The 22,408-nt window shown below is 37.4% G+C and carries 22 protein-coding genes, 1 tRNA gene and 3 pseudogenes; 22 read left to right on the top strand and 4 right to left on the bottom strand.

The window, feature by feature from the left end:
• Window positions 1–3 precede the first annotated feature (3 nt).
• From BDR01S_RS01310 to BDR01S_RS01255, 12 genes are all read left to right on the top strand, one after another.
• A complete protein-coding gene (locus tag BDR01S_RS01310; RefSeq protein ID WP_066252980.1) occupies window positions 4–1,203 on the top strand; it encodes an acetyl-CoA C-acyltransferase in 1,200 nt (399 codons plus the stop codon).
• A 37-nt stretch (window positions 1,204–1,240) separates the two neighbouring features.
• Entirely contained in the window at window positions 1,241–1,543 is a 303-nt protein-coding gene (locus BDR01S_RS01305) for a muconolactone Delta-isomerase family protein (protein ID WP_066252985.1), read from the top strand.
• Window positions 1,544–1,630: 87 nt separating this feature from the next.
• Complete coding sequence (locus BDR01S_RS01300; RefSeq protein WP_066252989.1) at window positions 1,631–2,140, top strand: acyl-CoA thioesterase; 510 nt, start codon at window positions 1,631–1,633, stop codon at window positions 2,138–2,140.
• Between the two features lie 513 nt (window positions 2,141–2,653).
• Window positions 2,654–3,412 (top strand): SDR family NAD(P)-dependent oxidoreductase, encoded by a 759-nt coding sequence (locus tag BDR01S_RS01295; protein WP_066252992.1) that lies wholly within the window; start codon window positions 2,654–2,656, stop codon window positions 3,410–3,412.
• Window positions 3,413–3,574: 162 nt separating this feature from the next.
• Window positions 3,575–4,795 carry an acyl-CoA dehydrogenase family protein gene (locus BDR01S_RS01290; RefSeq protein ID WP_066252994.1) on the top strand — a complete coding sequence of 407 codons (1,221 nt, stop codon included), beginning with the start codon at window positions 3,575–3,577 and terminating at the stop codon, window positions 4,793–4,795.
• Window positions 4,764–5,816: a phosphotransferase family protein gene (locus BDR01S_RS01285; protein ID WP_066252997.1), complete on the top strand. Its 1,053-nt coding sequence runs from the start codon at window positions 4,764–4,766 to the stop codon at window positions 5,814–5,816. Before BDR01S_RS01290 ends, BDR01S_RS01285 begins: the two co-directional genes overlap by 32 nt.
• Before the next feature lie 21 nt (window positions 5,817–5,837).
• Complete coding sequence (locus BDR01S_RS01280; RefSeq protein WP_066253000.1) at window positions 5,838–6,986, top strand: acyl-CoA dehydrogenase family protein; 1,149 nt, start codon at window positions 5,838–5,840, stop codon at window positions 6,984–6,986.
• 354 nt (window positions 6,987–7,340) lie between these two features.
• Entirely contained in the window at window positions 7,341–8,114 is a 774-nt protein-coding gene (locus BDR01S_RS01275) for an enoyl-CoA hydratase/isomerase family protein (protein WP_066253005.1), read from the top strand.
• Window positions 8,115–8,130: 16 nt separating this feature from the next.
• Window positions 8,131–9,306: an acetyl-CoA C-acetyltransferase gene (locus tag BDR01S_RS01270; RefSeq protein ID WP_066253008.1), complete on the top strand. Its 1,176-nt coding sequence runs from the start codon at window positions 8,131–8,133 to the stop codon at window positions 9,304–9,306.
• A complete protein-coding gene (locus BDR01S_RS01265) occupies window positions 9,278–10,141 on the top strand; it encodes a 3-hydroxyacyl-CoA dehydrogenase family protein (protein ID WP_235846466.1) in 864 nt (287 codons plus the stop codon). Before BDR01S_RS01270 ends, BDR01S_RS01265 begins: the two co-directional genes overlap by 29 nt.
• A 19-nt stretch (window positions 10,142–10,160) precedes the next feature.
• A complete protein-coding gene (locus BDR01S_RS01260; RefSeq protein WP_066253010.1) occupies window positions 10,161–11,294 on the top strand; it encodes an acyl-CoA dehydrogenase family protein in 1,134 nt (377 codons plus the stop codon).
• A gap of 1,140 nt (window positions 11,295–12,434) precedes the next feature.
• Window positions 12,435–12,686: a hypothetical protein gene (locus BDR01S_RS01255; protein ID WP_066253013.1), complete on the top strand. Its 252-nt coding sequence runs from the start codon at window positions 12,435–12,437 to the stop codon at window positions 12,684–12,686.
• 51 nt (window positions 12,687–12,737) lie between these two features.
• Here BDR01S_RS01255 and BDR01S_RS25170 read toward each other — a convergent pair.
• Window positions 12,738–12,875 (bottom strand): annotated as a pseudogene (locus BDR01S_RS25170) (IS110 family transposase); the annotation flags it as partial.
• Between the two features lie 516 nt (window positions 12,876–13,391).
• Between BDR01S_RS25170 and BDR01S_RS01245 the strand changes: the two are divergent.
• The 5 genes from BDR01S_RS01245 to BDR01S_RS01235 all read left to right on the top strand — a co-directional run bounded on the left by BDR01S_RS01245 (window position 13,392) and on the right by BDR01S_RS01235 (window position 17,805).
• Entirely contained in the window at window positions 13,392–14,360 is a 969-nt protein-coding gene (locus BDR01S_RS01245) for a DNA/RNA non-specific endonuclease (RefSeq protein ID WP_066253019.1), read from the top strand.
• A gap of 281 nt (window positions 14,361–14,641) precedes the next feature.
• Window positions 14,642–14,726: transfer RNA gene (locus tag BDR01S_RS25165), tRNA-OTHER, on the top strand.
• Between the two features lie 231 nt (window positions 14,727–14,957).
• Entirely contained in the window at window positions 14,958–15,092 is a 135-nt protein-coding gene (locus BDR01S_RS26440; protein ID WP_268874646.1) for a hypothetical protein, read from the top strand.
• A gap of 658 nt (window positions 15,093–15,750) precedes the next feature.
• Window positions 15,751–16,221, top strand: coding sequence for a Gp49 family protein (locus BDR01S_RS26155; protein ID WP_066362958.1), 471 nt, complete (start codon window positions 15,751–15,753; stop codon window positions 16,219–16,221).
• A 1,401-nt stretch (window positions 16,222–17,622) separates the two neighbouring features.
• Window positions 17,623–17,805 carry a Fur-regulated basic protein FbpA gene (locus BDR01S_RS01235; protein ID WP_066253022.1) on the top strand — a complete coding sequence of 61 codons (183 nt, stop codon included), beginning with the start codon at window positions 17,623–17,625 and terminating at the stop codon, window positions 17,803–17,805.
• A gap of 73 nt (window positions 17,806–17,878) precedes the next feature.
• On the opposite strand, the gene BDR01S_RS01230 is transcribed toward BDR01S_RS01235, so the two are convergent.
• Both BDR01S_RS01230 and BDR01S_RS25630 read right to left on the bottom strand, forming a co-directional pair.
• Window positions 17,879–18,346, bottom strand: a complete 468-nt coding sequence (locus tag BDR01S_RS01230; protein ID WP_066253025.1) for a DUF8821 family protein — start codon at window positions 18,344–18,346, stop codon at window positions 17,879–17,881.
• Window positions 18,347–18,480: 134 nt separating this feature from the next.
• Window positions 18,481–18,643: pseudogene (locus BDR01S_RS25630) on the bottom strand (IS1595 family transposase); the annotation flags it as partial.
• A gap of 27 nt (window positions 18,644–18,670) precedes the next feature.
• Here BDR01S_RS25630 and BDR01S_RS01225 point away from each other — a divergent pair.
• The gene (locus tag BDR01S_RS01225) at window positions 18,671–19,585 is read left to right on the top strand and encodes a VOC family protein (RefSeq protein WP_066253030.1); all 915 of its coding nucleotides are present in this window, start codon (window positions 18,671–18,673) and stop codon (window positions 19,583–19,585) included.
• 264 nt (window positions 19,586–19,849) lie between these two features.
• On the opposite strand, the gene BDR01S_RS01220 is transcribed toward BDR01S_RS01225, so the two are convergent.
• The gene (locus BDR01S_RS01220) at window positions 19,850–20,293 is read right to left on the bottom strand and encodes a GNAT family N-acetyltransferase (RefSeq protein ID WP_066253032.1); all 444 of its coding nucleotides are present in this window, start codon (window positions 20,291–20,293) and stop codon (window positions 19,850–19,852) included.
• Window positions 20,294–20,421: 128 nt separating this feature from the next.
• Between BDR01S_RS01220 and BDR01S_RS01215 the strand changes: the two genes are divergently transcribed.
• The 4 genes and pseudogenes from BDR01S_RS01215 to BDR01S_RS26150 all read left to right on the top strand — a co-directional run.
• The gene (locus BDR01S_RS01215; RefSeq protein ID WP_066253035.1) at window positions 20,422–20,874 is read left to right on the top strand and encodes a MarR family winged helix-turn-helix transcriptional regulator; all 453 of its coding nucleotides are present in this window, start codon (window positions 20,422–20,424) and stop codon (window positions 20,872–20,874) included.
• A 25-nt stretch (window positions 20,875–20,899) separates the two neighbouring features.
• Window positions 20,900–21,418, top strand: a complete 519-nt coding sequence (paiA, locus tag BDR01S_RS01210) for a spermidine/spermine N(1)-acetyltransferase (protein ID WP_066253038.1) — start codon at window positions 20,900–20,902, stop codon at window positions 21,416–21,418.
• A 24-nt stretch (window positions 21,419–21,442) separates the two neighbouring features.
• Complete coding sequence (locus BDR01S_RS01205; RefSeq protein WP_066253041.1) at window positions 21,443–22,051, top strand: FMN-binding negative transcriptional regulator; 609 nt, start codon at window positions 21,443–21,445, stop codon at window positions 22,049–22,051.
• Between the two features lie 150 nt (window positions 22,052–22,201).
• Window positions 22,202–22,397: pseudogene (locus BDR01S_RS26150) on the top strand (AraC family transcriptional regulator); the annotation flags it as partial.
• Between the last annotated feature and the right edge of the window lie 11 nt (window positions 22,398–22,408).

Below are 22,408 nucleotides of genomic sequence, written 5' to 3'. Positions count from 1 at the left end.
AAGATGGAGGCTTATATTTATGATACGATCCGTACACCGCGCGGGGCAGCGAAGAAAAATGGTTCATTGCTTGAAGTGAATCCCATCCATTACGTTTCACAACTGTTTCATGCGCTTGAATCCAGGAACGAACTGCGCTTATCAGAAGTGAACGATATTGTTTTAGGCTGTGTAACACAGGTTCGCGACCAAGGGTCTAATATTGCTAAGGTGGCAGCTCTGTTTGCTGGATTGCCCAATACCATTCCCGGCATGACGGTCAATCGCTATTGTGCGTCAGGTTTAGATGCCGTTCTGATTGCTGCTGCAAAAGTGAAGGGAGAAATGGATGAGCTTGTCATTGCAGGGGGCGTGGAGTCTTCCTCGAGAGTTCCCATGTTTTCTGATGAAGGATCGTGGTTTTCTGCTCCCGAAGTGATGGATAAAACAAATTATGTCCATATGGGGGTATCCGCTGATATTATGGCATCGTTATCGGGATTTACTCGTGAAGAGCTTGACCAATATGCTTATGAATCGCATGAACGCGCCGAGAATGCGTATCAGCAAGGCTATTTCAACCGTTCTTTACTCCCTGTCTATGATCAACAACATCAAGAATTTTTAGAAAAGGACGAGCTCGTTCGTCCTGATATTTCAATGGAAAAATTAACGGCTTTAAAGCCATCGTTTTCCGAAAAACATATAAGTGGAATGGAGAGTCGGATTAAACTGCAATTCCCTCAATTGAAGGAATTCTCCCATGTCCATCATGCCGGGAATTCTCCTTCCTTAGCCGACGGAGCTTCTTTGATTCTCATTGGTTCGGAAGAAAAAGGGAAAAAGCTGGGCTTAACACCGCGAGCCAGAATTGTGGCTTCCGCTAGCGTTGCGGATGACCCTTTCTTATTAGGCGGCGGGCAAAAGGCAGCTGAAGTGGTTCTCAAGAAATCAGGATTAACAATCGGGGATATTGATTTGTTTGAATTTAATGAAGCTTTTGCGGCGACGGTACTAAAGTTCCAACGTGATTTTGGTCTTGACCGGGATCAGCTGAACCCGAACGGCGGTGTGATTGCGATGGGGCATGCACTTGGGGCAACGGGAGGTATGCTCATTTGTACGCTGTTGGACGAATTGGATAGACGCAATCAGAAGCGCGGACTTGTGGCCATAAGCGGAGCAGCAGGAATAGGCACAGCGCTGATCATTGAAAGAGTATAATTTTAAAAAGTGAAGTGAAGCAAGGGAGGCGTTTATCTTGTTATTTTTAATCAAAGCTGCAGTTATTCAAAAGGATCTCTCTATGGATGAGTTATGGGAGAAATGGGAGGCTGAAGCGAAACTTTGTCTTAAAGCAGTTGAGCGAAAGAAAATCATCGGGGCCTATAAGATTTCTGGACAAAGAAAAGTCGTGCTCATTTATAATGCTTCCTCTCATGATGAACTGGATCGAACCTTTATGGCTGGGCTCCCATTATCAGAGTATGTTGAAATTGAGGAAATGCTTCCTATTCGTCCCTATGAGGATTTTGCAATAGATGTCGGCAACCGTTGGAAATAGGAATATCATTGGCTTTCAATGCATTTAAAAGAATCAAAGATTCGGATTTAATGGACAGAGTTTGTGCTTCAGAATAGGAGAGTTTATATGGCAAGAGCCAATTATATTAAGCCAAGCCTGGATGAGTGGTTGAAGCGATTTCATTTTAAAACAGAAATTAAAGTCCGTGTTTGTGAAACCGATCTGTTAGGTCATGTTAATAGTACAAGTTATTTTATGTATTTCGAACAGGCGAGATCAGAATACTTAAATAGTCTGGGTTTTCATCTGGAAAATCTAGGAGCCGTAACTGCTGACATAGCATGCCATTATCATAGTGAAGCATACTTTCCATCTACACTGGCAGTGGGGGTACGAGCAGCAAAGCTAGGTCAGAAATCCATTGATTTAGAGTATTACATTGCAGATAATCACCGATTCGTTGCATCAGGATGTGGAACAATAGTAATAACGGATATGAACGAGAAACAAAGCATTATCATTCCGGATCATATTCGCAAAAAAATTGAAAAAAGAGAAAAACTCAATCTCGATCCTCCAAGGGTGGCTGCGGGGGTCAGACCCAATGTCCTCAACTTAAGATTCTATAAAATGTAATGGCACAATAAGTGTCATAGAATCGTAAGGAACCATCACAAAACCCCTTGACTTTCAAAATCGCCACCGTAATCGTCTTGAAAAATTGAGAAATATAAATTAAGGGCTTTGATTTTAGAAAAGCTTCAAAAGGTTAAAGTCTAAGGATTATGAGGGACCAGGGGGGACGGTTCGAGGCCCCTGAAAAAGTCCCCCTTTTTTCGGATAAAAATCTCTAATCCTACTGCCAAAGTTGTGTTAAAATTCATCGGGCTGATGTTCAATGGTCCATCAAGTCTAGTTCAAACTTCACCATGAGATGTGTGGATCAACAGGATGGCAAACGACATGCCAATGAATGAGATAAGCCGATTTGTCGGAGAACAGGATACCCAATAATGGCGTATCCTTCACTATTATGGTGGCATCTTGCACTTGAAGCACAGGATTTATCCGATGTCACGATAATTAGCTTATCAGTATGGCACCAAATTGAATAAGATTCATGGAATACTAGAAAAGGATGGTGAAAATATGCAGTTATTTAACCTGAAAAATAAAGTTGCAGTAGTAACTGGCGGTAACCGCGGATTAGGTAGAGCAATTGTGTTAGCTCTAGCTGACGCTGGTGCGGACATTGCGGTTGTTGGTAGAGATGAGGAAAAAAATCTACAAGTAGTTTCAGAAGTACAAGAAAAAGGTCGAAAGGCACTTAGCTTTTCTACTGACCTACGGGATATTGATGCAATAGGAGAAATGGTATCGCAAGTAGTTGAACATTTCGGAAAGCTTGATATTTTTGTTAACAATGCAGGGGTTTCACATACCCAGAGTGCTTTTAAAGTTACGGAAAAAGACTGGGATATGGTGATGGACTTAAACGTTAAATCACTCTTTTTCTGCTGTCAGGCTGCAGCGAAGATAATGAAGGAACAAGGATCTGGAAAAATCATCAATGTTGCTTCTGTCGCAGGTGCTGTCGGTGATCTCGGAATAAGTCCTTATACTGCCAGTAAGGCTGCAGTCATCAATCTAACTAGATCGCTTGCCCTCGAATGGGTTAGGTATGGAATCCATGTCAATGCGATTGGTCCTTCTTATATCGAAACTGAAATGAATACGGTTGAACTAAGCAATCCGAAAGTACGAGAAAAAATCGTTGGTAAAACACCAATGAATAGATTAGGTGTGGCTGATGAATTGGGAGGAGTAGCTATTTTACTAGCTTCAAATGCTAGTAATTATATGACAGGGCAAACTGTTTTTGTTGATGGAGGATGGCTTGCTCAATAAGAGCTTGAAGCATGCCTAAAGTTTTATATTTTTTTCAAAAATGAATGAAAAATTTTAATTAGAGATTGTGTATTCTTTCACCTAGTAATAATATTTATCTCTCGATTTTCAACTTTACTATTATTTTGAAATTTATCGTAATTCCAATAGGAGTGATTAATAGTGTTTAATTTTACTGAAAGTGAAGAGCAAAAAAGGATGATTGAGCAAGCAACGGAAATTATGAATAAATATGTGTATCCAAATGAAAAATACATGGTCCCACACCGTGGGTTGCCAGAGGAAATATTAAAGTCATTGCAACAAATCGTTAAGGAGAAAGGATTATGGGCAGGCCACTTACCTAAAGAACTAGGTGGTATGGGTATGGGTTTCGTGTCATTAGGTTTGCTTTCTGAAGTCATTGGCCAAAGTCCAATCGGTCCATATGTTTTTGGTTCGATGGCTCCTGATGCGGGTAATGGAGAAATATTAGTCCATGCAGCGAATGAAGAGCAAAAGGAAAAATATTTAAAGCCATTGGCAAATTACGATGTTCGCTCCTGTTTTGCGATGACAGAGCCGGGGGTTTCTGGCTCAGATCCAAGAACGCTGCTTGGAACTGCAGTAAAGGATGGAGATGAGTGGGTAATCAATGCACATAAGTGGTATACCACAGGTGCCGAGGGAGCTGCTTTTACCATTGCGATGGTTGTAACCGATCCGGATGCTGACCCTCACCATCGAACAAGCCTGTTTATTGTCGAAACAGATAATCCAGGTTTTGAAATCGTTCGCGAGGTACCTGTCATGGGTGACCATTATCCAGGCGGACACTGTGAAGTCCGTTTTAATAATTGCCGAATTCCAGCAAAAAATTTGCTTGGCAAACGAGGCGAAGGATTTAAACTGGCACAATTGCGATTAGGCCCAGGCAGAATCACCCATGCCATGCGCTGGCTCGGTGTCGCTCGTCGTTCATTGAATGAAATGATTGCTTATTCGTTAACAAAAAAGGATGGCGAGAAAACTCTTGCTGACTCACAAACCATTCAAAATTATATCGCCGATTCAGAAGCTGAAATTCAAGCTTCTAGATTATTAACCCTTCAGGCAGCTTGGAAAATGGATCAGGGTGATCAGGCTCGTAAGGAAGTTTCGCTCATCAAACTATACGGTGCTCATATGTTAAACAACGTCCTTGATCGTGCGATTCAAACTTTAGGTATGTATGGGGTAAGTTCGAACACACCACTTGAGGGTCTGCTTCGGGAAGCAAGGGCAGCAAGAATCTACGATGGTGCTGATGAAGTGCACCGGATGGTTGTAGCACGTCAAGTCTTAAAAGAGTTCCAGTTAAAGGAGAGATTGCATGAGCCAACAACAATTACCCAAAAAAGTTAATGATATTAACTGGTTAACCATTAAGGAATATATTCTTCAGCAAATATCCGGACTAACAGATGAGTCACTACAGGTAAAGCAATTTTCTGCAGGTTACTCAAATTTAACTTACTTTATCTCGATTGGGGATTGGCAAGCGGTTTTAAGGCGACCTCCGTTTGGTCCCATACCACCAAAGGCACATGACATGAAAAGAGAATGTGAGATATTAGAAAAGATTAATCGGGTATTCCCACTGGCACCTAAGCCTTTTTTTTACTGTGAGGATCCAAGCGTTATGGACCGACACTTCTATGTGATGGAGAAAAAAGAAGGTGTCGTTCTCGACGATTCACTACCTAAGGAGTTTGAAAATCGGGCAGATACGGGGGTTCTTGTTTCAAATGCTGTGATAGATACGTTAGTCAAATTACATTCGATTGATTATGAAGCTGCAGGTTTAAATGATTTCGGATATCCGGACGGATATTTAAGCAGACAGGTACATGGATGGATTAAAAGGTTCCATATTGCAAAAACAAATGATATCCTCTGGGTTGAATCATTAGAGAAATGGCTCATTGACAATATCCCCCCATCACCGGCACCAACGATTGTTCATAATGATTTCAAGCTGAATAACATGATGTTTTCGGCTACAAATCCAAGCGAGGTAATCGGTGTTTTTGATTGGGAATTAAGTACGATTGGTGATCCCTTAACCGATCTGGGGGCTACATTAGCCTATTGGACGGAACCGGGGGAAGAAGAAACAGGATTTACGTCGGTAACGACAAAACCTGGTTTTGTTTCAAGAAAAGAACTACTAGAAATGTACGCGAAGAAAAGCGGTCAAGATGTATCGCATATTGATTACTACCTCACCTTTGCTTTTTATAAAATCGCTGTCATTCTCCAGCAAATCTATTATCGTTGGAAAATTGGCGAAACAACGGATATTCGATTTAGTAAGTTAGATGTTGGAATCAAGAACCTGCTTGAACAAGCTGCTAAGGCACAGAGAAAAGAGATTTTAAAATAGGTCTCATTTGGAGGGATAATAATGTCTGAATTGTTGGTAGATAAAGAGTTACAACTATTAAAAAAAACTGTACAGTCGTTGATTAAAGAGAGTGTAGCACCTGCAGAGTTATCGCCAGGTGAATATGTAAAAAAATTGCCAGAAGAAGTAGTTAGCCGACTGCAAACAGAAGCAAAGAGTTCGGGTTTACAAGCATTAGGAGCGAAAAAGGAATGGGGCGGTGCTGGCTTATCTGTACTAGCAAGAGCAATTTTGCTTGAAGAAGCCTCACAGCATCGTCTAGGACTATACCATCCAGCTGTAGATGCCTTTGGAGGAGAATTCCCTCGTTTCTTAGAGGAATGTACTAATGAGCAAATCGAATGGTTAGTTAAACCTGCTATTAAAGAAGGAAAGGGTTGTTTTATTGCTCTTTGGGAGGAACATGAGGATAACTATCTTGAGAAACTGACCAGCTCAGCGGTCAGAAGTGGTAATGAATGGATACTCAATGGAAAAAAGACATACATCCAAAACCTTGAACAGTCCGCTTTTGGAGTCGTTCTTGTAAATTGTATATTAGAAAATGGAGAAAATCAACCGACACTTTTCCTTTTAGAATTGGATGACCAATTAGAGAAAGAGGAAACGGTATTGATCGATGTTCAAACAACACATAGTATTTCATTAAAAAACTATCGAGTGAATGACAATCAACGAATTGGTGCAGTAGGTGAAGGTACTGACTTAATGAAGCAGTGGTTGGCAGAAGCACAAATCCTACTTGGTGCAAAATCTATTGGTGTAGCTGCTAAAGCCATTGAGTATGGAAAGCAATTCGCCAAAATGAGAATTACAAGAGGTAAACCTCTCGCAGAATTCCCGTCCATTCGCTCCATGCTTGGAAAAGCGGTTATTAATCTCCAGTCCGCAAGATTAATGGTTCAAGATGCTGCAAGAAAATCAGATACCCAAGAATCCGATTTCGAGCTTGCGGCGCAAATGGCGAAGCTTCATGCAACGGAAACGACTGCAAAAATTATCGATGATGTGTTACAAATTCATGGTGGTACAGGGTATGCAGGGGACCTGCCAATTGAACGATGGTTCAAGGAATTACGAATTGCAAGGGTTAACCTGCAAAAAGCAGAAACCATTATTGAGAATGTTGCAAGAACCATTTTAGGATAATTCAGAAAAGGTACATCAAGATGAAGAAACTCGGCACAAATACTAAATCAAAATCACCAACAAGTTATTTATATACCCGTCGAAATAGCCAATGAAGGTCAAATCAAACAAATGGTTAAGGTAGAGTTTCAGAATTCGGAAGACGGATAAGTTATTTGAAAAATTTGCCGATAGATAGTATTAAAATTGATAAGTCTTTTGTAAATGATATTGTTTTGTTTCAATTCTTTAAGGAAGGGAGCAACAATTCTCGTTCTAGGATGTTTCAATATTCATAATCATTGTTAATCAAAGGCTTATCGATTTGGCATGATACTTGCAATTTAGCTTTTACAAAGAAAGGAGAGATACAACATGTTTTCGTTTGAACATGTTTTAGTAGAACAAGTTGAAAAATCAATTGTCATACTTAGAGCAAATCGACCATATGCAAAAAACGCATTAAATGGAAAAATGGTTGAAGAAATTATATCTTTCATTGATTATTTCACCATTACTGAAGATTTAAAAGTATTAATTCTTACGGGGAATGAAGAGGACTTTATTGCAGGAGCAGACATCCGGGAGATGATGGGTATATCTGTATCTGATGCATTGAAAATTGCAAAGAGAATGAAGTTACTCCATGAAAAATTAACGAAAGTTCAAAAGCCCATCATAGCAGCAATTGAGGGTTATTGTCTTGGCGGAGGATTTGAACTGGCTCTTGCCTGTGACATTAAAATCGCGGGAAATTCAGCTAAATTTGGGCTTCCCGAAGTAAAACTTGGAATTATTCCAGGTGGAGGAGGAACCCAAAGACTACTAAATATGGTTGGTCCATCAGTTACAAATAAACTGGTATTAACTGGAGAAATCATTTCAGCTAAAAGGGCTTACGAACTGAAAATCGTTAGTGATCTTGTAGATAATCCCTTAGAAAAGTCAATCGAAGTAGCCCAAATTTTATCAAAAGGAAGTTCATGTGCAATTGCCACAGCTAAACAACTTATTACAGGTTTATTTGAAAATCGGGTTGAGCCAGGACTACAGGAAGAACTAAATCAATTTTCTATTTTATTTGACTATCCAGATTCAGTTGAGGGATTAAGCGCTTTTATTGAAAAAAGAAAACCACAATTCAGATAGATTTGGAGGAATATTTATGAATGAAGTTTATATTGTTGCCGCTTGTAGAACAGCTATTGGAAGTTTTGGAGGAAGTTTAAAAGATTTCTCTTCTTCTGAACTTGGAGCACTTGTCATTAAGGAAGCAATGAATCGATCAGGAGTTCCATCCCATAGGATTGATGAGGTTATCTTAGGTAATGTCTTCAAAGCTGGAGGAAAAGGAAATCCTGCACGTCAGGCCAGTATAAAAGCCGGTATCCATGTTTCAGTTCCTTCATTAACAATTGATAAACAATGTGCTTCTGGTCTTCGTTCCATAATTATGGGATATCACCAGGTAGCGCTTGGAGAAGCATCACTAATTGTTGCAGGTGGAACAGAAAACATGAGTCGTGTCCCCCACCTCATATTGGATGGCCGTTGGGGAAAAGCAATGGGGAATCTAACTACGGTTGATGGCTTATATTATGATGGCCTCCATTGTGCAATAGAAGGTTATCATATGGGGATTACAGCTGAAAATCTAGTAGAAAAATATAGGATTTCTAGAGAAGAACAAGACGAATTTGCACTCGCAAGTCAAAAGAAAGCTGCTTCTGCTATACAGAATGGTAAATTCGAAAAGGAAATAGTTGGTATAGAAGTTCAACGTAAAAAGGAATCATTTATTTTCTATAAAGATGAACACCCAAGAGGAACAAGCTTAGATAAACTTATGAACCTCAAGCCTGCATTTAAAAAAGACGGGACCGTTACTGCGGGAAATACATCTGGTTTAAACGATGGAGCAGCTGCGGTATTGTTGGCTTCAAAAGAAATGGTACAAGAATTTGATTTACAACCATTAGCAAAAATTAAAGCAGCAGCCAGTGCAGGTGTTGAACCATCTGTAATGGGATTAGGTCCTATCCCTGCTACCATAAAAGCACTAGAAAAAGCCCATATGAGCATTGAGGATCTTGATTTAGTGGAACTTAATGAAGCATTTGCGGCGCAATGCATCGCAGTAAATCGGGAGTTAAAGATTCGTGAAGATATTATTAACGTTAATGGTGGTGCTATTGCTCTTGGACACCCTGTTGGATGTTCAGGTGCCAGGATCATTGTAACATTAGTTCATGAGCTGCAAAGACAAAAGAAAGAAATTGGATTAGCGTCATTATGCGTAGGAGGTGGCCAGGGTGTATCCGTTATCATCGAAGCAATGTAATGAGATTTTAGTTGTTGGGGCAGGGTTAATGGGAGCAGGAATCGCTCAAGTTTTTGCTCAGGCAAATATTAGGGTTGTCCTTGTAGATAGAACGGAGAATGATTTATCCCGGGGGAAAAATCAAATTGAGAAGTGGCTTCTATCTCTGAGTAAGAAAGGAGATATAGAAGCGTTAAGAATTCAGGATATACGTGAACGTATAACATTCACTACGAATTTAGAAGAGGCAAAAGATGTTTCTTTAGTCATTGAGGCTATTCCTGAGAAACTTGAACTGAAAAAAGAAATGTTTAAGCAATTAGATAAAGTCATCAATCCTAATGCTATTCTGGCAACCAATACATCTTCATTATCAGTAGCGGCTATTGGATCTGTTACAAACCGGCCCGAAAAGGTGATTGGAATGCATTTTTTCAGTCCCGTTCCAATTATGAAACTACTAGAACTAGTTGTATCAATCAATACTGATAATGAAACGATTCAATTCGCTCGAGAAATTGGGGAAAGAATCGGAAAAAATACAATTATAGCAAAAGATTTCCCAGGGTTTACAGTTAACCGGGTTTTAGTCCCCATGTTAAATGAAGCTGCGTTCCTTGTTATGGAGGGAAATGATCCGGAAGAAATAGATCAAGGAATGCTACTAGGAGCCAATCATCCGGTAGGACCATTACGTCTTTCCGATTACGTAGGAATTGATGTTCTCTTATTTACATTAGAAAGTTTATATGAAGGATTCAATGATTCAAAATTTAGGCCTTGTCCACTGCTAAAGAGAATGGTAGAGGCAGGGCATTTAGGTAAAAAAACGGGTAAAGGTTTCTATTCTTATTAAATGAGGAGGATGTTTGTTTATGTTATTAACAACAGAACAGGAAATGATTCAAAAAGTAGCCCGCGCAATTGCAAAAGATCATATTGAACCACGTGCAAAAGAAGTAGACGAAAAAGGTGAAACGCCTTGGGAAAATATTTGTATCATGGCTGAAAATGGACTTTTTGGGGTCCACGTTCCTGAAGAGTATGGAGGTGTTGGCAGTGATATGGTTACACACGCAGCCGTTGTTGAAGAAATTGCTTCAGCATGTGCCTCAACTTCTGTTGCTCTCTCTACCCAAGCATTAGCCATTGCACCTTTTTTAATAGCAGGAACAGAAGAACAAAAAAAACGATACGTTACTCCAATGGCTCAAGGTAAGGTTCTAGGGTCATTCGGCATTACTGAACCGAATGCGGGATCGGATGTAGCTAGCATTCGTACCACAGCAAAAAAAGATGGCAATGGTTATATTTTAAATGGACATAAGGTATTTATTACGAACGCAGGCGAATCAGAAATTTATGTGTTTGTAACTAGAACTTCAGAAGATCGAACGAAGGGAATATCGCTTTTCATTGTTGATAAAGGGACACCTGGTTTAAGTTTTGGCAAAAAAGAAGACAAAATGGGAATCCGAGGTTCGGTTACCAGGGAAGTATTTCTTGAGAATGTAAGGGTACCAAAGGAAAATATGCTGGGCGGAGAAGGAGAAGGTTTCAAAATTTTAATGAATGTGTTTAATGAAACACGTCCAATCGTTGGAGCCCAAGCATTGGGTATTGCAAGAGGAGCATATGAATACGCCATTAATTATATAAAAGAAAGAAGACAATTCGGGAAACCACTGTCCAACTTCCAAATAATCCAAAGCATGATAGCCGATATGGCTATTCAAATAGAAACAGCTAAATTACTTGTCAATCAAGCTGCCAGAAAAATAGATGAAGGCAATCCAAACGCTCCTCTATATTCTTCTATGGCCAAATGCCATGCTTCTGATACTGCTATGAAAGTAACGACAGATGCTGTTCAATTACTAGGCGGATATGGATACATTAAGGATTATCCAGTTGAAAGAATGATGAGAGATGCAAAGATTACTCAAATCTATGAAGGTACTAATCAAATTCAAAGAATCATTATTTCAAATCATATTTTAAAAGATTAAGAGGTGATAAATGAATCTGCTTGATATCGAAAATAGAGTAGCGTTGGTAACAGGCGGGAATCGGGGCTTAGGGCAGATCAATAGGTAACGGAAAAATTATAAATCGCTTCTGTGGTAGGAGCAGTAGGGGATGTTGGAATTGCTCCATAAAATCTCATATACATCCGCGATTTTCTTGGCCATGTTGACTTAAAAACTACAGAAATCTATGCCAGAACTGATACTGAGACAAAAAGGAAGGCGGTTGAAAATGTATATCCTGATCTAATTGATTGCAATCTTCCAGACTGGAGTAAGGATGATGAATTGCTTACTTGGCTATCCGAATTAAAATAGATTAGAAATTATGCAAAGTAAATGGAATGAAAATCTTGAATTAATAGGCCTTTGGCTGTTTACTTTGCATAAGGTGGAGTAATATCTCCGATATTAGCCAATGTATACCTCCATTATGTCCTCGACCTGTGGTTTGAGAAAAGGGTTAGGAAACAGTGCAAGGGACAAGCATACATAGTGAGATATGCTGATGATTATGTTTGTTGTTTTCAATATAAAAGTGAAGCATAGCAATTCTTCCATTCATTAAAGTTGAGATTAAAGAAATTTAATTTAGAAATAGCTGAGGCAAAACTAAAATTATTCCCTTCACGCGGTTTGCGGAGCAAAATGCAAATCAACAGGGGAGAAGTAAACCAGCAACTTTTGATTTCCTTGGGTTTACACACTATTGTGGGAAAAGTAAACAAGGGAAATTTCGAGTAAAACGGAAATCAAGCAGGAAGAAAGTACAAGGTAAACTAAAAGAAACGAAAGAATGGCTGAAGAGTAATAGAAGTAAAGATATTCATATGATTATGGGATAGATTTAAACGCTCCCTAATAGGTTATTACAACTATTATTGCATCACTGATAATACCCAAAATGTTAACAACTTCAAAGACAAAATCGAAAAGTTATTGTTTAAATGGCTCAATAGAAGAAGCCAAAGGAAATCCTTTACATGGGATAAATTCAGTCTATTTCTTAAAAAATATCCACTTCCATCACCAAGAATTAAAGTTAATATATATGATTTAAGAAAAGAGAACATATAACAATTACTCTTAGTCGCCTATAAATATTCATAGGGGGCTATTTTTATGCAAAAAACTCTTCGTAAGTTTAAGAGTGGAGAGAGTGTTGGAAGAAGTTCAAAAAGGATTTTAAACACACTAAAACTGGATGAAATGTATGATAAGTTTATGACCTTTAAGAAAACTGAGGCATTAGCACCAAGAACTATCCGAGAGTACTATATACTTTTTGATTATTTGAAAGGATTTCTTGGTGATGATCCGATCAGTGAAAATGTTACATTAGAAGACTTTCGTGTTTATATTCCTTACATATGACGGACACCTTATGAATCATGCTACAGTTAGAATAAATTTAAGGGATTATGGTGCGAGTGCATCTATCTCTGACTCTAACTTGGATAGATGTTCTTTGTATTGAAGAATAATGTTTATATACATACCAAGACTCAAAATATGACTCTGATACAAAGTCTTTTCAAAAGGATTTCGGTTTGCGTCAGCTTTGCCAGTACCACTAATTCCTCCTTGCGGTGTTATAGCTTCGCTTATTATACAAGATTTAAATCCCAACCAGCCTCAATCATGTTTCTACAAGTAGGGGGCGAACCGTTTAGCTGACGGGGTTGAATGCCCCAGGAGTAGTTACATTCTACCATGGCTACTGTTATAATAAAAAAAATGGTCCTAGACTCTTATTTAACAATCGGAACAGATTGTCGAGGTTGTAGTTTAGAATTAATAGTCAACTTTGCGACTTGTCGTTAATTTTGATAATGAATTTGAAAGAATGATAAATCTGGTAAAAAATATATCAAATCTAAAGGAGCAAAGGTTTCAGTGGATTTTATCCATTAATCGCATTGCTTCTCTCAGAGTTCTTACACATTGTGAGTCTCTAATTCTTATACAATATTAACGGTAATATTGTATAAGATTTAAGGTAAATGTATAAATATTTACCTTATAACCCAAATAAATATTGTAAAATAATTCTAATTCAATTATAAAAAGAGGTGCAATATGCAACAAAAATGGTATCAAAAATCATGGGGGATTATTTTATTACTCCTTTCACTACTAATTTTATTTACTAGTTGTTCACAACAAAAAAATACAGAAATCAAAATAAATAAAACTCAAGAAGTAAGCAAAAAAAAAGCAGCCACTGTTGAAAGGGTAGTCGGTCCAAGCGTTCCTGCCACTAGTACACCAACCACAACAAGTGTTAATGGTGACTTTGACTACAGTAAATATACGTTAATCGAAGTAGATGGCGGAGATATATCAGGATATAGAAAGCCGAATGTCAGAGTTGATGTCGGGTTTGGCGACAGGGAATATTGGGCTTTTACAAATGAATACGGACAACTAATTCGTGTTGAGGCAAAAAATATAACACTCCAAAATCCGAATACTGAACATGTTTCATCTTCTGGGAGATACTATTCTGATGAAGCGAAGGTTCCCGGCACAGAGAGTCCAACGTTAGATGAAGGGCATGTAATTGCTGATTCACTTGGGGGAGTATCTAACGCATATAACATTACACCTCAAGACAGCATTCTCAATAGACACGGTGATCAAGCTTATATGGAAAAAGTGATTCGAGATGCAGGAGGTTGTACTGATTTCGTAGCATTGATTCAATATCCAAATACTCAGACGCAAATTCCGAACCATTATAAATTCACATACAAAATTCAGGGCAGATCCATTACAGATGAATTTGACAATGTAAACCCAGATGAAGTGAACAAAAATTTAGGGAAAACGACAGGTACGAGCAGTACGCCACCGAAAACAGACAATGTACCAGCAAACGAAACGGTAAGTAGTAATGAAGATGTTAGTAAGGTGGATACCAATCATAATGGAAGTGTTACGATCGCTGAAGCCAAAGCTGCTGGCTTTAAAATGCCAATTACGCGCGATTCATGGCTCTATAAATATATGGACGATCGAGATGGTGATGGACTAGTAGGTGAGTAAACAAATCGTATATTTATACACATGTAACACAAAAATGAAACAAAATCGTCAAAAATAGGTGCTCTGGGTGTCTTAAACCTTGATCAAATAATTGAGTTTCTAGCATTACATGAAAAAAGGCATATTGAACAAATAAAGGATATCATTAAAGCTTTTATGTAAACAGAAGGGATAAGCCTTCTGTTTGTAAAGGACGAACGGAAACTGTTACGGTGATTCGCATAAAACTGTGTAAGGCGTTGATTGAAAGTTGAGGTTGACGCAATTTCAACGGAATGATTGAGAGGATTATATAGCACAGTCTTCGAAACTGCCTGAGACCTGCGTGCCAGGTCTGGTGGGTTCGATTCCCACGCAGTCCCGCCAATACTGACTTTCTTGTCAAACGAACAATTTCAAACACACGCAGTCTTTTGGTAATTATTATTGAGTCTGTGTGAGTCCGAGAATACAAAACTGTGTGAGATCAGAACCTTCAAATACTACTTATTTGGAGGTTTTTTTGACGTGAGAAAAGGAACAAGAAAACATGGTCGTGTTACATCTACTAAAAAATTCACTTAGTCGTTTACAATGGTTGAAACGTTCGAGCGGTTCATGTGGTTCAAGAACTCTGAAGGTCTAGCTCCAAGAACTGTTGAAGAATACGAGATACATTTCAAGTGGCGATGTGATTACTTTGGTAAGGACTTATCACGAGAAGAAATGACAACGGAAGCGTTTCTTGGTTAGACTGATTTTATGAACCACGAGAAACAACTCAAGCCGAACACGGTCAACATAAGAGTTAGAACAATGAGAGCTTTCCTCCGTTTTTGCTTCATGGAGAATATGATTTTCTTGGGATGCTTGTTTCTCCTTACTATTATTTTTGTTTTCTTCACTTACTGGTATTCTTATTGTTACTGCAACTAATTGTGAGGACTGAGGTATAGCATCTGGGTCTTGAAACTTTCGATAATTTATAGAGGAGGATTTTGTTTAAAGTGTTTGTCCTCCTAACATTTTATTATTATTAGAAAATATTTAAAGCAAACTTGGAAATCAGCGATAAAATGAGCCTTTTTAAGAAGTATTTCCCCCTATTATATATCAAATTGAATGGGCGGCATGATGTAATCCTTTCTATTGATTTTTGACCACCTTTTTTCCACGAAACATGTAGAACGATGTTTAATCCAATTTTCAATTCACCTAAAAGTGCTTTAGATATGATTGTATTTGAAAAAGAGCGATGATTCCTAGTTAGTGTCTGGCCTTCTTGCAATGTGGACTGGCTTTTTTCGTATGAACGGTTGTAATTTTTTCTCAAGTTTCACAGCTTTTCTACATGCTGAATAAACTAGTTTAATGGAAGCTTATTTAAATAGGCATGGTGGAGGGAAAGAGCTTGAAGATATACCGAGTGAAAGGGTCGCCAGATAGTGTAATGGAATTGTTGGAAATCGCAGCAAATGGGAAAGTGAAGGTTAGGGATATCAACAATGATGAGGTCATTGAAATAACAATGCAAGCCTTTGAAATGGCATTTGAACCATCATCCGATTATTCCTTTATTGAGAAACAACAAGCAAAGGCACTAATGATAAATCATAGTGTACCAGCCGTTATCAATGAAATGATCGAAAAATCTCAGGTTAAGGTTGTTAAGGCTTTTGGAAGATGCACTATGGTTGCGGTCCAGTTGCCCAATGGGTTTATCATCACCGAATCGATAACCAGTGTAGATGAGGCATCTTATAACAAAGAAACAAACACCCAGATTTGTTTGGAACGGATTAAACATAAAATTAGTGAGCTTGAAGCTTACAAAACTCAAAGTGTAGCGATACAGTCAAGAAATAGGAATCAGGGAAAATAAAATTGCTGAGCTGAAAAAGGAAAATAAGAAATTTCTAAAGTAGTCAGCGAAAGAAGTAATAGAAAAAGTTGATCATGATGTAGCGGTTAATGAAAATAGAAATGTAATAAAAAAGCTACAATCAGAAATTCTTGAAAAGAAGGATATGTTAAAACGATACACAAAAAGTACAGAGATGGTTGAAAAGTCCAAAATGAACTAAAGAAGCTTATAAATATAAATGATATAACCCCGGAGTTACTTCATAAGCTTATTCATAAAATTGAGCTGAAGGGAAACAAGCATCATATTATGCACTACGGTTTTTCTAACCCTTTTCTGGTCAATGGAAGTAGTGACCAGTTTACGACACATGTGTATATAGAAACAATGTCGGCAAGTTGGTGGCAAACTCCAACATTCCGCCATCAACTCCATCTTATTAAACCATTTATGGATGAAATAAATCCTTTTAAATCAACGTTTTCATAACTAAACTGTTATAATCAGATTCACTTAACTTCCTTGGCAGGGTTGTGGTCACAAGTTCACTCTTCATAGAACATAGTTATTAAGACCCTGATATTATCAGGGCCTTTTTTTATTTTGTTGCTAAAAACTCCTGCGATGATTATTGTTAGTAGGATTTTTACAATACCCCAAATGATAAAGGCATTTTTTAAGGATTCCTCAAGTTTTGATTGATGTACTTCCTAATAACTAGTTTTATTTCAGGTCATATAGGTCCTTGTTGACCTACATGACCTAAAAGATATCAATAAAACAGCAGATTTTTTTTCTTCGTGATTCTAGTTTACTTTTGTTTTTTGCCGACAGAAGTCCAACTATATTGCGGACATGATTTTCTGATCTTTCTACTATCATCTGCCGCTCAGTAATTGGCTGGCAGTGCAGAAAAAAATAGGTAGGTGCTTTTGGTGCCATGATAGGTGCCCAAATTTTTAAAATTAGAAATCACAAGGAAACATTAGAAAACAAGAAACCTTGATTTATCAGTACTTGCGGGTATAAAAAGGTACTAGAAAAACAGGTGCCAGCAAACTTCAAAACTGCTTGAGACCTGCGTGCCAGGCCTGGTGGGTTCGATTCCCACGCAGTCCCGCCAAACATATATTAATTTAATTGTACTGGAAATATTTACTATGCGGTTTTTGTGTTTCCTATAGTTTGGTCCAATAAATAATGAGCAACTTTAAATATGGTATAATTATATTCCTTGGCAGGGGCAACAAAAAAAGAAGCATAAGTCACCCTAAATGACACATGCTTCTTTTTTATTTAATTTTAATCCATACTTTACGGATAGGAATTATAGGTTTATAATGAATTTAATCAAATAAACGAATTTAAAAGTTGTTGTATTCAGATGAAAGTTTTTGTAAAACTAAAGGAGTGTTTCTGATGAGAAATAATGATGAAAAAAAGAGACAAAAACTTATCAATAAATTAATTTTTTTAAACGTATATAACAAAGAAGATCATAAGCTTTATGAGTTGCCACTATCGAAATTAGAATATGAGTATAGAAGATTTAAATTACAAAACCATCCGCATGGTGAGTTTGGGTCTATTCAGTGGGTATAAAATAGGCATGATTCCAACGTAGATGACACAAAGCGCAAGTGGTCGAATTTCTCCACTTGCGCTTTTGCTTACTTTAATATTCTCCTTTAATTACAAAATACGAGCCCCGAATGGTTCCAGCTAGTTTAGACTTCTGCCTGGCAAACTTAAACTTCCCTTCTAACTCCTTTGGTATCTCCATCCCCTCAGAAAGCTTAAAACCAACTGCCCGCTTTGGCTTGGGGTCATCAACCGTATACATGACGTTGATCGAAAGACCGTCCTCATAAAAGACGTAGGCAATTTTGATATTTTCCACTTGAAAACGCGACGTTTCTAAAGGTTTGGCCGCAAACTCAATATCACGTTCTTCTTTCAAAATTCGGTTCACATAATCAAGGGTCTCCTGGCTTTCACTGGCAGGTACAACCGTAAATTCATGCTTATATTTGTTCATAAAGTAACGGGCTTCATTCGCTCGTAAACCAGCAAGCGCTTCTGCTACAGGTGAAGATCCTAATCCAACGGTAGACACAATTTTAAAATCAACGATATAAGACATTTACATCTCCCTTTTCTCTCATTAATTTCAAGTTGTTTCTTTTGAGAATACAAATTTTGGCAAAATGTAGAACCAAGTATATAGACAACCTTCAAATTAATCTCTTATCTACTCTATATTATATCAAAAATGATTTAAGAGAAAATTTTGATTGTTAAATGATGTTCAAGTAGACTAGTATTAACAACCACGTCTTTAATATTCAACGTGGTTGCATCAAACCCTTCATTTCGAGGAATTGAACCATATCAAATAATTATCAAGATATTTTGTTGCAACACCTTTAAATCGGTCAATCTAATGACTTTTCTAGGAGGAATAACTATGTCAAAAACAAATCAAATAATTGTCCCACATTTATGGTTTGACAAGGAAGCAAAAGAAGCAGCCGAGTTTTACTCTTCCATATTTCCAGACTCAAAAATTACGGGTGTAACTACAATCCACAATACACCCTCAGGAGACTCTGATATCGTCTCTTTTGAGCTATGGGGGCAAAAATTCATGGCAATTAGCGCAGGACCTTTTTTCAAGATAAATCCCTCTATTTCTTTCACAGTTAATTTCGACCCATCGAGGGAAAAGGACGCGAGAGAGAAAATAAATGAAGTATGGAAAAACTTGTCCGAAGGTGGCACAGTGTTAATGCCACTTGATAAGTATCCGTTCAGTGAGAGGTTTGGTTGGATTCAGGACAAATATGGTATGTCCTGGCAGTTAATCCTAACCAATCCAGAAGGCGAAGAGCGACCTGCAATAGTTCCATCTTTCTTGTTTGTCGGCGATAAATGCGGTCGCGCAGAAGAGGCGATTCGTTTTTATTTATCAGTATTTAAGAACTCAAAGCAGGGACTTATTGTCCGGTACCCTAAAGGCATGGAACCTGACAAAGAAGGAACAATCATGTTCTCTGATTTCATGATTGAAAATCAGTGGTTTACCGCAATGGATAGCGCACACGAGCATAAATTCAGTTTTAATGAGGCGATCTCATTTATTGTGTACTGCGACACACAAGCAGATATTGATTATTACTGGGAAAAACTCTCTGCGGTTCATGAAGCAGAGCAATGTGGCTGGTTAAAAGATCAGTTTGGTGTATCCTGGCAGATTGTGCCAAGTGAGATGGACGAGATGATGAGCAAGAGTACACCTGAGCAACTTGCACGCGTAACGAAAGCATTTCTAAAAATGAAGAAGTTTGATCTTGTGGAATTACAGAAAGCATACAAGGGATAATCAGAATACAGCCTGCAGTCAATGTCCGTCTTGATGTTGTTATGAGTAACTCCCGAGAAGCGCTCCCATAGTTCAATATGAATAACAAAAACCATTCTATATTATATGGAATGGTTTTTATCAGTATCATTATTAGGTGATGGACTAGAATGTGTTAGTATCCTATCTAAAACCTTTTTAGTAAATGGCATGAAGTAATACCAAGGGTTAAAATTAAAATTCCCAATACAAAAACAACATATTTGGCTTTACTCACCCGCATTATCATTTTTGAGTAGATAATTCTTTGAGCATGAGAATATGTGGGATACCATCTTCCATAAAGATATTGGATGAAGTCCTAAACCCTAGTTTTTTATAAAAACCTTCTGCCTGTGTTTGTCCATGTAATTTAACCTGTGAGGCTCCCCGTTCTTCCGCAATTTCTTCTAACGCTTTGATAATGATTTTTCCAATCCCAAATTTACGGTAAGGTTCTAGGATGCAGATTCTTTCCAATTTACCTACTCCATTAATAAACCTTATCCTACCAGTTCCGACTGGTTGTTCATTGTAATGGACTAGTATGTGTTCGCAAATTCCATCCAGTGTATCAAATTTATCAAATTCATCTTCTAGTGGTACGCCTTGTTCCTTCACAAATACTTGTTTCCTTATTGCAAAAGCTACCTTTAATTCGTCATCTATTGTTATTCTTTTTGCATACATTTCTTTCAGTCCTTTTAGGTTAATATGACTATGATAATTTTATTGCAAATGCAATAAAATTAGGTTAAATTAAATTTATATCACTTTTGTAGTAAATGCAACAAAAAAAGTTAGTTAAGGAGATAATCATGAAAGAAATTCTTCGTGAAATTGGAATGATAGCAAGGTCATTAGATTCGATAAGTAATATAGAATTTAAAGAATATGACCTTACAAAAGGGCAGTATTTGTACCTTGTGCGAATATGTGAAAACCCAGGAATCATTCAAGAAAAGTTAGCTGAGATGATAAAAGTGGATCGAACATCGGCAGCTCGTGCAATACAAAAACTTGAAATGAATGGCTTTATTGAAAAGAAAGAGGATCTACATAACAAAAAAATTAAAAAACTTTTTCCAACAGAGAAAGGGAAACATGTTTATCCTTTCATTAGAAGAGAAAATGATTATTCCAATATGGTCGCATTAGAGGGATTTTCTGAAATAGAAATAGATACCATTTTTAATCTTCTTCAACGAGTTAGAAAAAATATTGAAATAGACTGGGAATTTGTCAAAAAGGGAAATAAGAGAAATTATTGAATATATAAAGGAGCGATATATGTAAATGACTTTAATGATTAAAAAGTGTATCCTTGAGGATTCACGCAAACTTCAAGAAATTAGTTATCAAACATTTAATGAGACATTTAAGGATCAAAATTCACTCGAAAATATGAATGCCTATTTGGAAAGGGCATTTAACTTAAAACAATTAGAAAAAGAATTATCCAATATTTCGTCGAAATTCTTTTTTGTTTATTTTAATAATGAAGTCGTTGGATATTTAAAGGTCAATACAAACGATGCTCAGTCTGAAGAAATGGGCGATGAATCACTTGAAATCGAGAGGATTTATATAAAGAACAAATTTCAAAAACATGGGCTTGGTAAATATCTGCTAAATAAAGCGATGGAAATTGCGCTTGAACGTAATAAAAAGAAAATCTGGCTAGGCGTATGGGAAAAAAATAAAAATGCGATTGCTTTTTATAAGAAAATGGGGTTTGTTCAAACTGGAGCTCACTCGTTTTATATGGGGGATGAAGAACAAACGGACTTAATAATGATCAAAACACTCAAATAACTTTTTTTGAAAGGTGGAATGATTTTGTATATACCTAAACATTTTAAAATCGAAGATGAAAATATTATTTATGACTTTATCGATCGGTACGGCTTTGCAACTTTATTCTCTCAGCATAACGGGGAACCGTACGCAACACATCTTCCACTGATATTAAATAAATCTGATAATGCCTTATATGGTCATTTTGCTCGTCCTAACGAACAATGGAAGGACACTGAAAACCAACAAGTTCTTGTTGTTTTCCAAGGTCCACATTGTTATATTTCACCTTCTTGGTACGAAACAATGAAAGCAGTTCCTACTTGGAATTATGTGTCCATTCATTTATATGGGAAGATGGAGATTATCGAAGATGAAGAGGTGATATTCAATTCTTTAAATGACTTAGTAAATAAATATGAAAGTCCAGATAGTCCATACAATTTAAATGGTGTAGAACCGAGCTTTATTGAAGGAATGAGTAAAGGAATTGTAGCGTTCAGAATAAAAATCACAAAGATTGAAGCAAAAGCTAAATTAAGCCAAAATCACCCTGTGGAACGCCAAGAGTTAATTATTAAGAACCTAGAAAACACTTCTAAACAGGATAACATACAAGTGGCATCTCTTATGAGGAGAAATCTAGTTTGAATCCCACGCAGTTCCATTATGGATTAACAAAATGAATGGGGTTCACCAATTTTTATCAGCTGCATAAAAAAGACGGTTCCTGCTATCTTTAGAGTAGGAGAATCGCATTTATTTTTCCATTCTATTCTATTAATTTATTAATCAGCCAGTATTACTAATTTTACATATAAAGAGCATTCTCACCAGGTGTATGCAATAGGATAACACCTTGCGTGGTATCCCACAATATAACCTGGATAGCAGTTTACAATTATCCTATCAAAATGGTGTTATGCTATTTAATCCAGAACAGGCATATGACGGTATTGCACATGATCATGAAGCATTATTAATATCTATACTGTATAAAAATTTCAG

It is taken from the genome of Neobacillus drentensis NBRC 102427 (assembly GCF_001591445.1).
Lineage (GTDB): Bacteria > Bacillota > Bacilli > Bacillales > Cytobacillaceae > Neobacillus > Neobacillus drentensis.
The sequence above is the reverse complement of the archived record's forward strand: the minus strand, read 5'-3'. Positions and strand labels throughout refer to the sequence as shown.

Excerpts from the sequence above, each read along its gene's own strand:
- paiA (WP_066253038.1), top strand. The coding sequence starts at position 20,900 with ATGACTTTAATGATTAAAAAGTGTATCCTTGAGGATTCACGCAAACTT.
- BDR01S_RS01230 (WP_066253025.1), bottom strand. The coding sequence starts at position 18,346 with ATGTCTTATATCGTTGATTTTAAAATTGTGTCTACCGTTGGATTAGGA.
- BDR01S_RS01235 (WP_066253022.1), top strand. The coding sequence starts at position 17,623 with ATGAGAAATAATGATGAAAAAAAGAGACAAAAACTTATCAATAAATTA.
- BDR01S_RS01310 (WP_066252980.1), top strand. The coding sequence starts at position 4 with ATGGAGGCTTATATTTATGATACGATCCGTACACCGCGCGGGGCAGCG.
- BDR01S_RS01270 (WP_066253008.1), top strand. The coding sequence starts at position 8,131 with ATGAATGAAGTTTATATTGTTGCCGCTTGTAGAACAGCTATTGGAAGT.
- BDR01S_RS01295 (WP_066252992.1), top strand. The coding sequence starts at position 2,654 with ATGCAGTTATTTAACCTGAAAAATAAAGTTGCAGTAGTAACTGGCGGT.
- BDR01S_RS01285 (WP_066252997.1), top strand. The coding sequence starts at position 4,764 with ATGAGCCAACAACAATTACCCAAAAAAGTTAATGATATTAACTGGTTA.
- BDR01S_RS01280 (WP_066253000.1), top strand. The coding sequence starts at position 5,838 with ATGTCTGAATTGTTGGTAGATAAAGAGTTACAACTATTAAAAAAAACT.
- BDR01S_RS01220 (WP_066253032.1), bottom strand. The coding sequence starts at position 20,293 with ATGTATGCAAAAAGAATAACAATAGATGACGAATTAAAGGTAGCTTTT.
- BDR01S_RS01275 (WP_066253005.1), top strand. The coding sequence starts at position 7,341 with ATGTTTTCGTTTGAACATGTTTTAGTAGAACAAGTTGAAAAATCAATT.
- BDR01S_RS01245 (WP_066253019.1), top strand. The coding sequence starts at position 13,392 with ATGCAACAAAAATGGTATCAAAAATCATGGGGGATTATTTTATTACTC.
- BDR01S_RS01225 (WP_066253030.1), top strand. The coding sequence starts at position 18,671 with ATGTCAAAAACAAATCAAATAATTGTCCCACATTTATGGTTTGACAAG.
- BDR01S_RS01260 (WP_066253010.1), top strand. The coding sequence starts at position 10,161 with ATGTTATTAACAACAGAACAGGAAATGATTCAAAAAGTAGCCCGCGCA.
- BDR01S_RS01255 (WP_066253013.1), top strand. The coding sequence starts at position 12,435 with ATGCAAAAAACTCTTCGTAAGTTTAAGAGTGGAGAGAGTGTTGGAAGA.
- BDR01S_RS01215 (WP_066253035.1), top strand. The coding sequence starts at position 20,422 with ATGAAAGAAATTCTTCGTGAAATTGGAATGATAGCAAGGTCATTAGAT.
- BDR01S_RS01300 (WP_066252989.1), top strand. The coding sequence starts at position 1,631 with ATGGCAAGAGCCAATTATATTAAGCCAAGCCTGGATGAGTGGTTGAAG.
- BDR01S_RS26440 (WP_268874646.1), top strand. The coding sequence starts at position 14,958 with ATGTGGTTCAAGAACTCTGAAGGTCTAGCTCCAAGAACTGTTGAAGAA.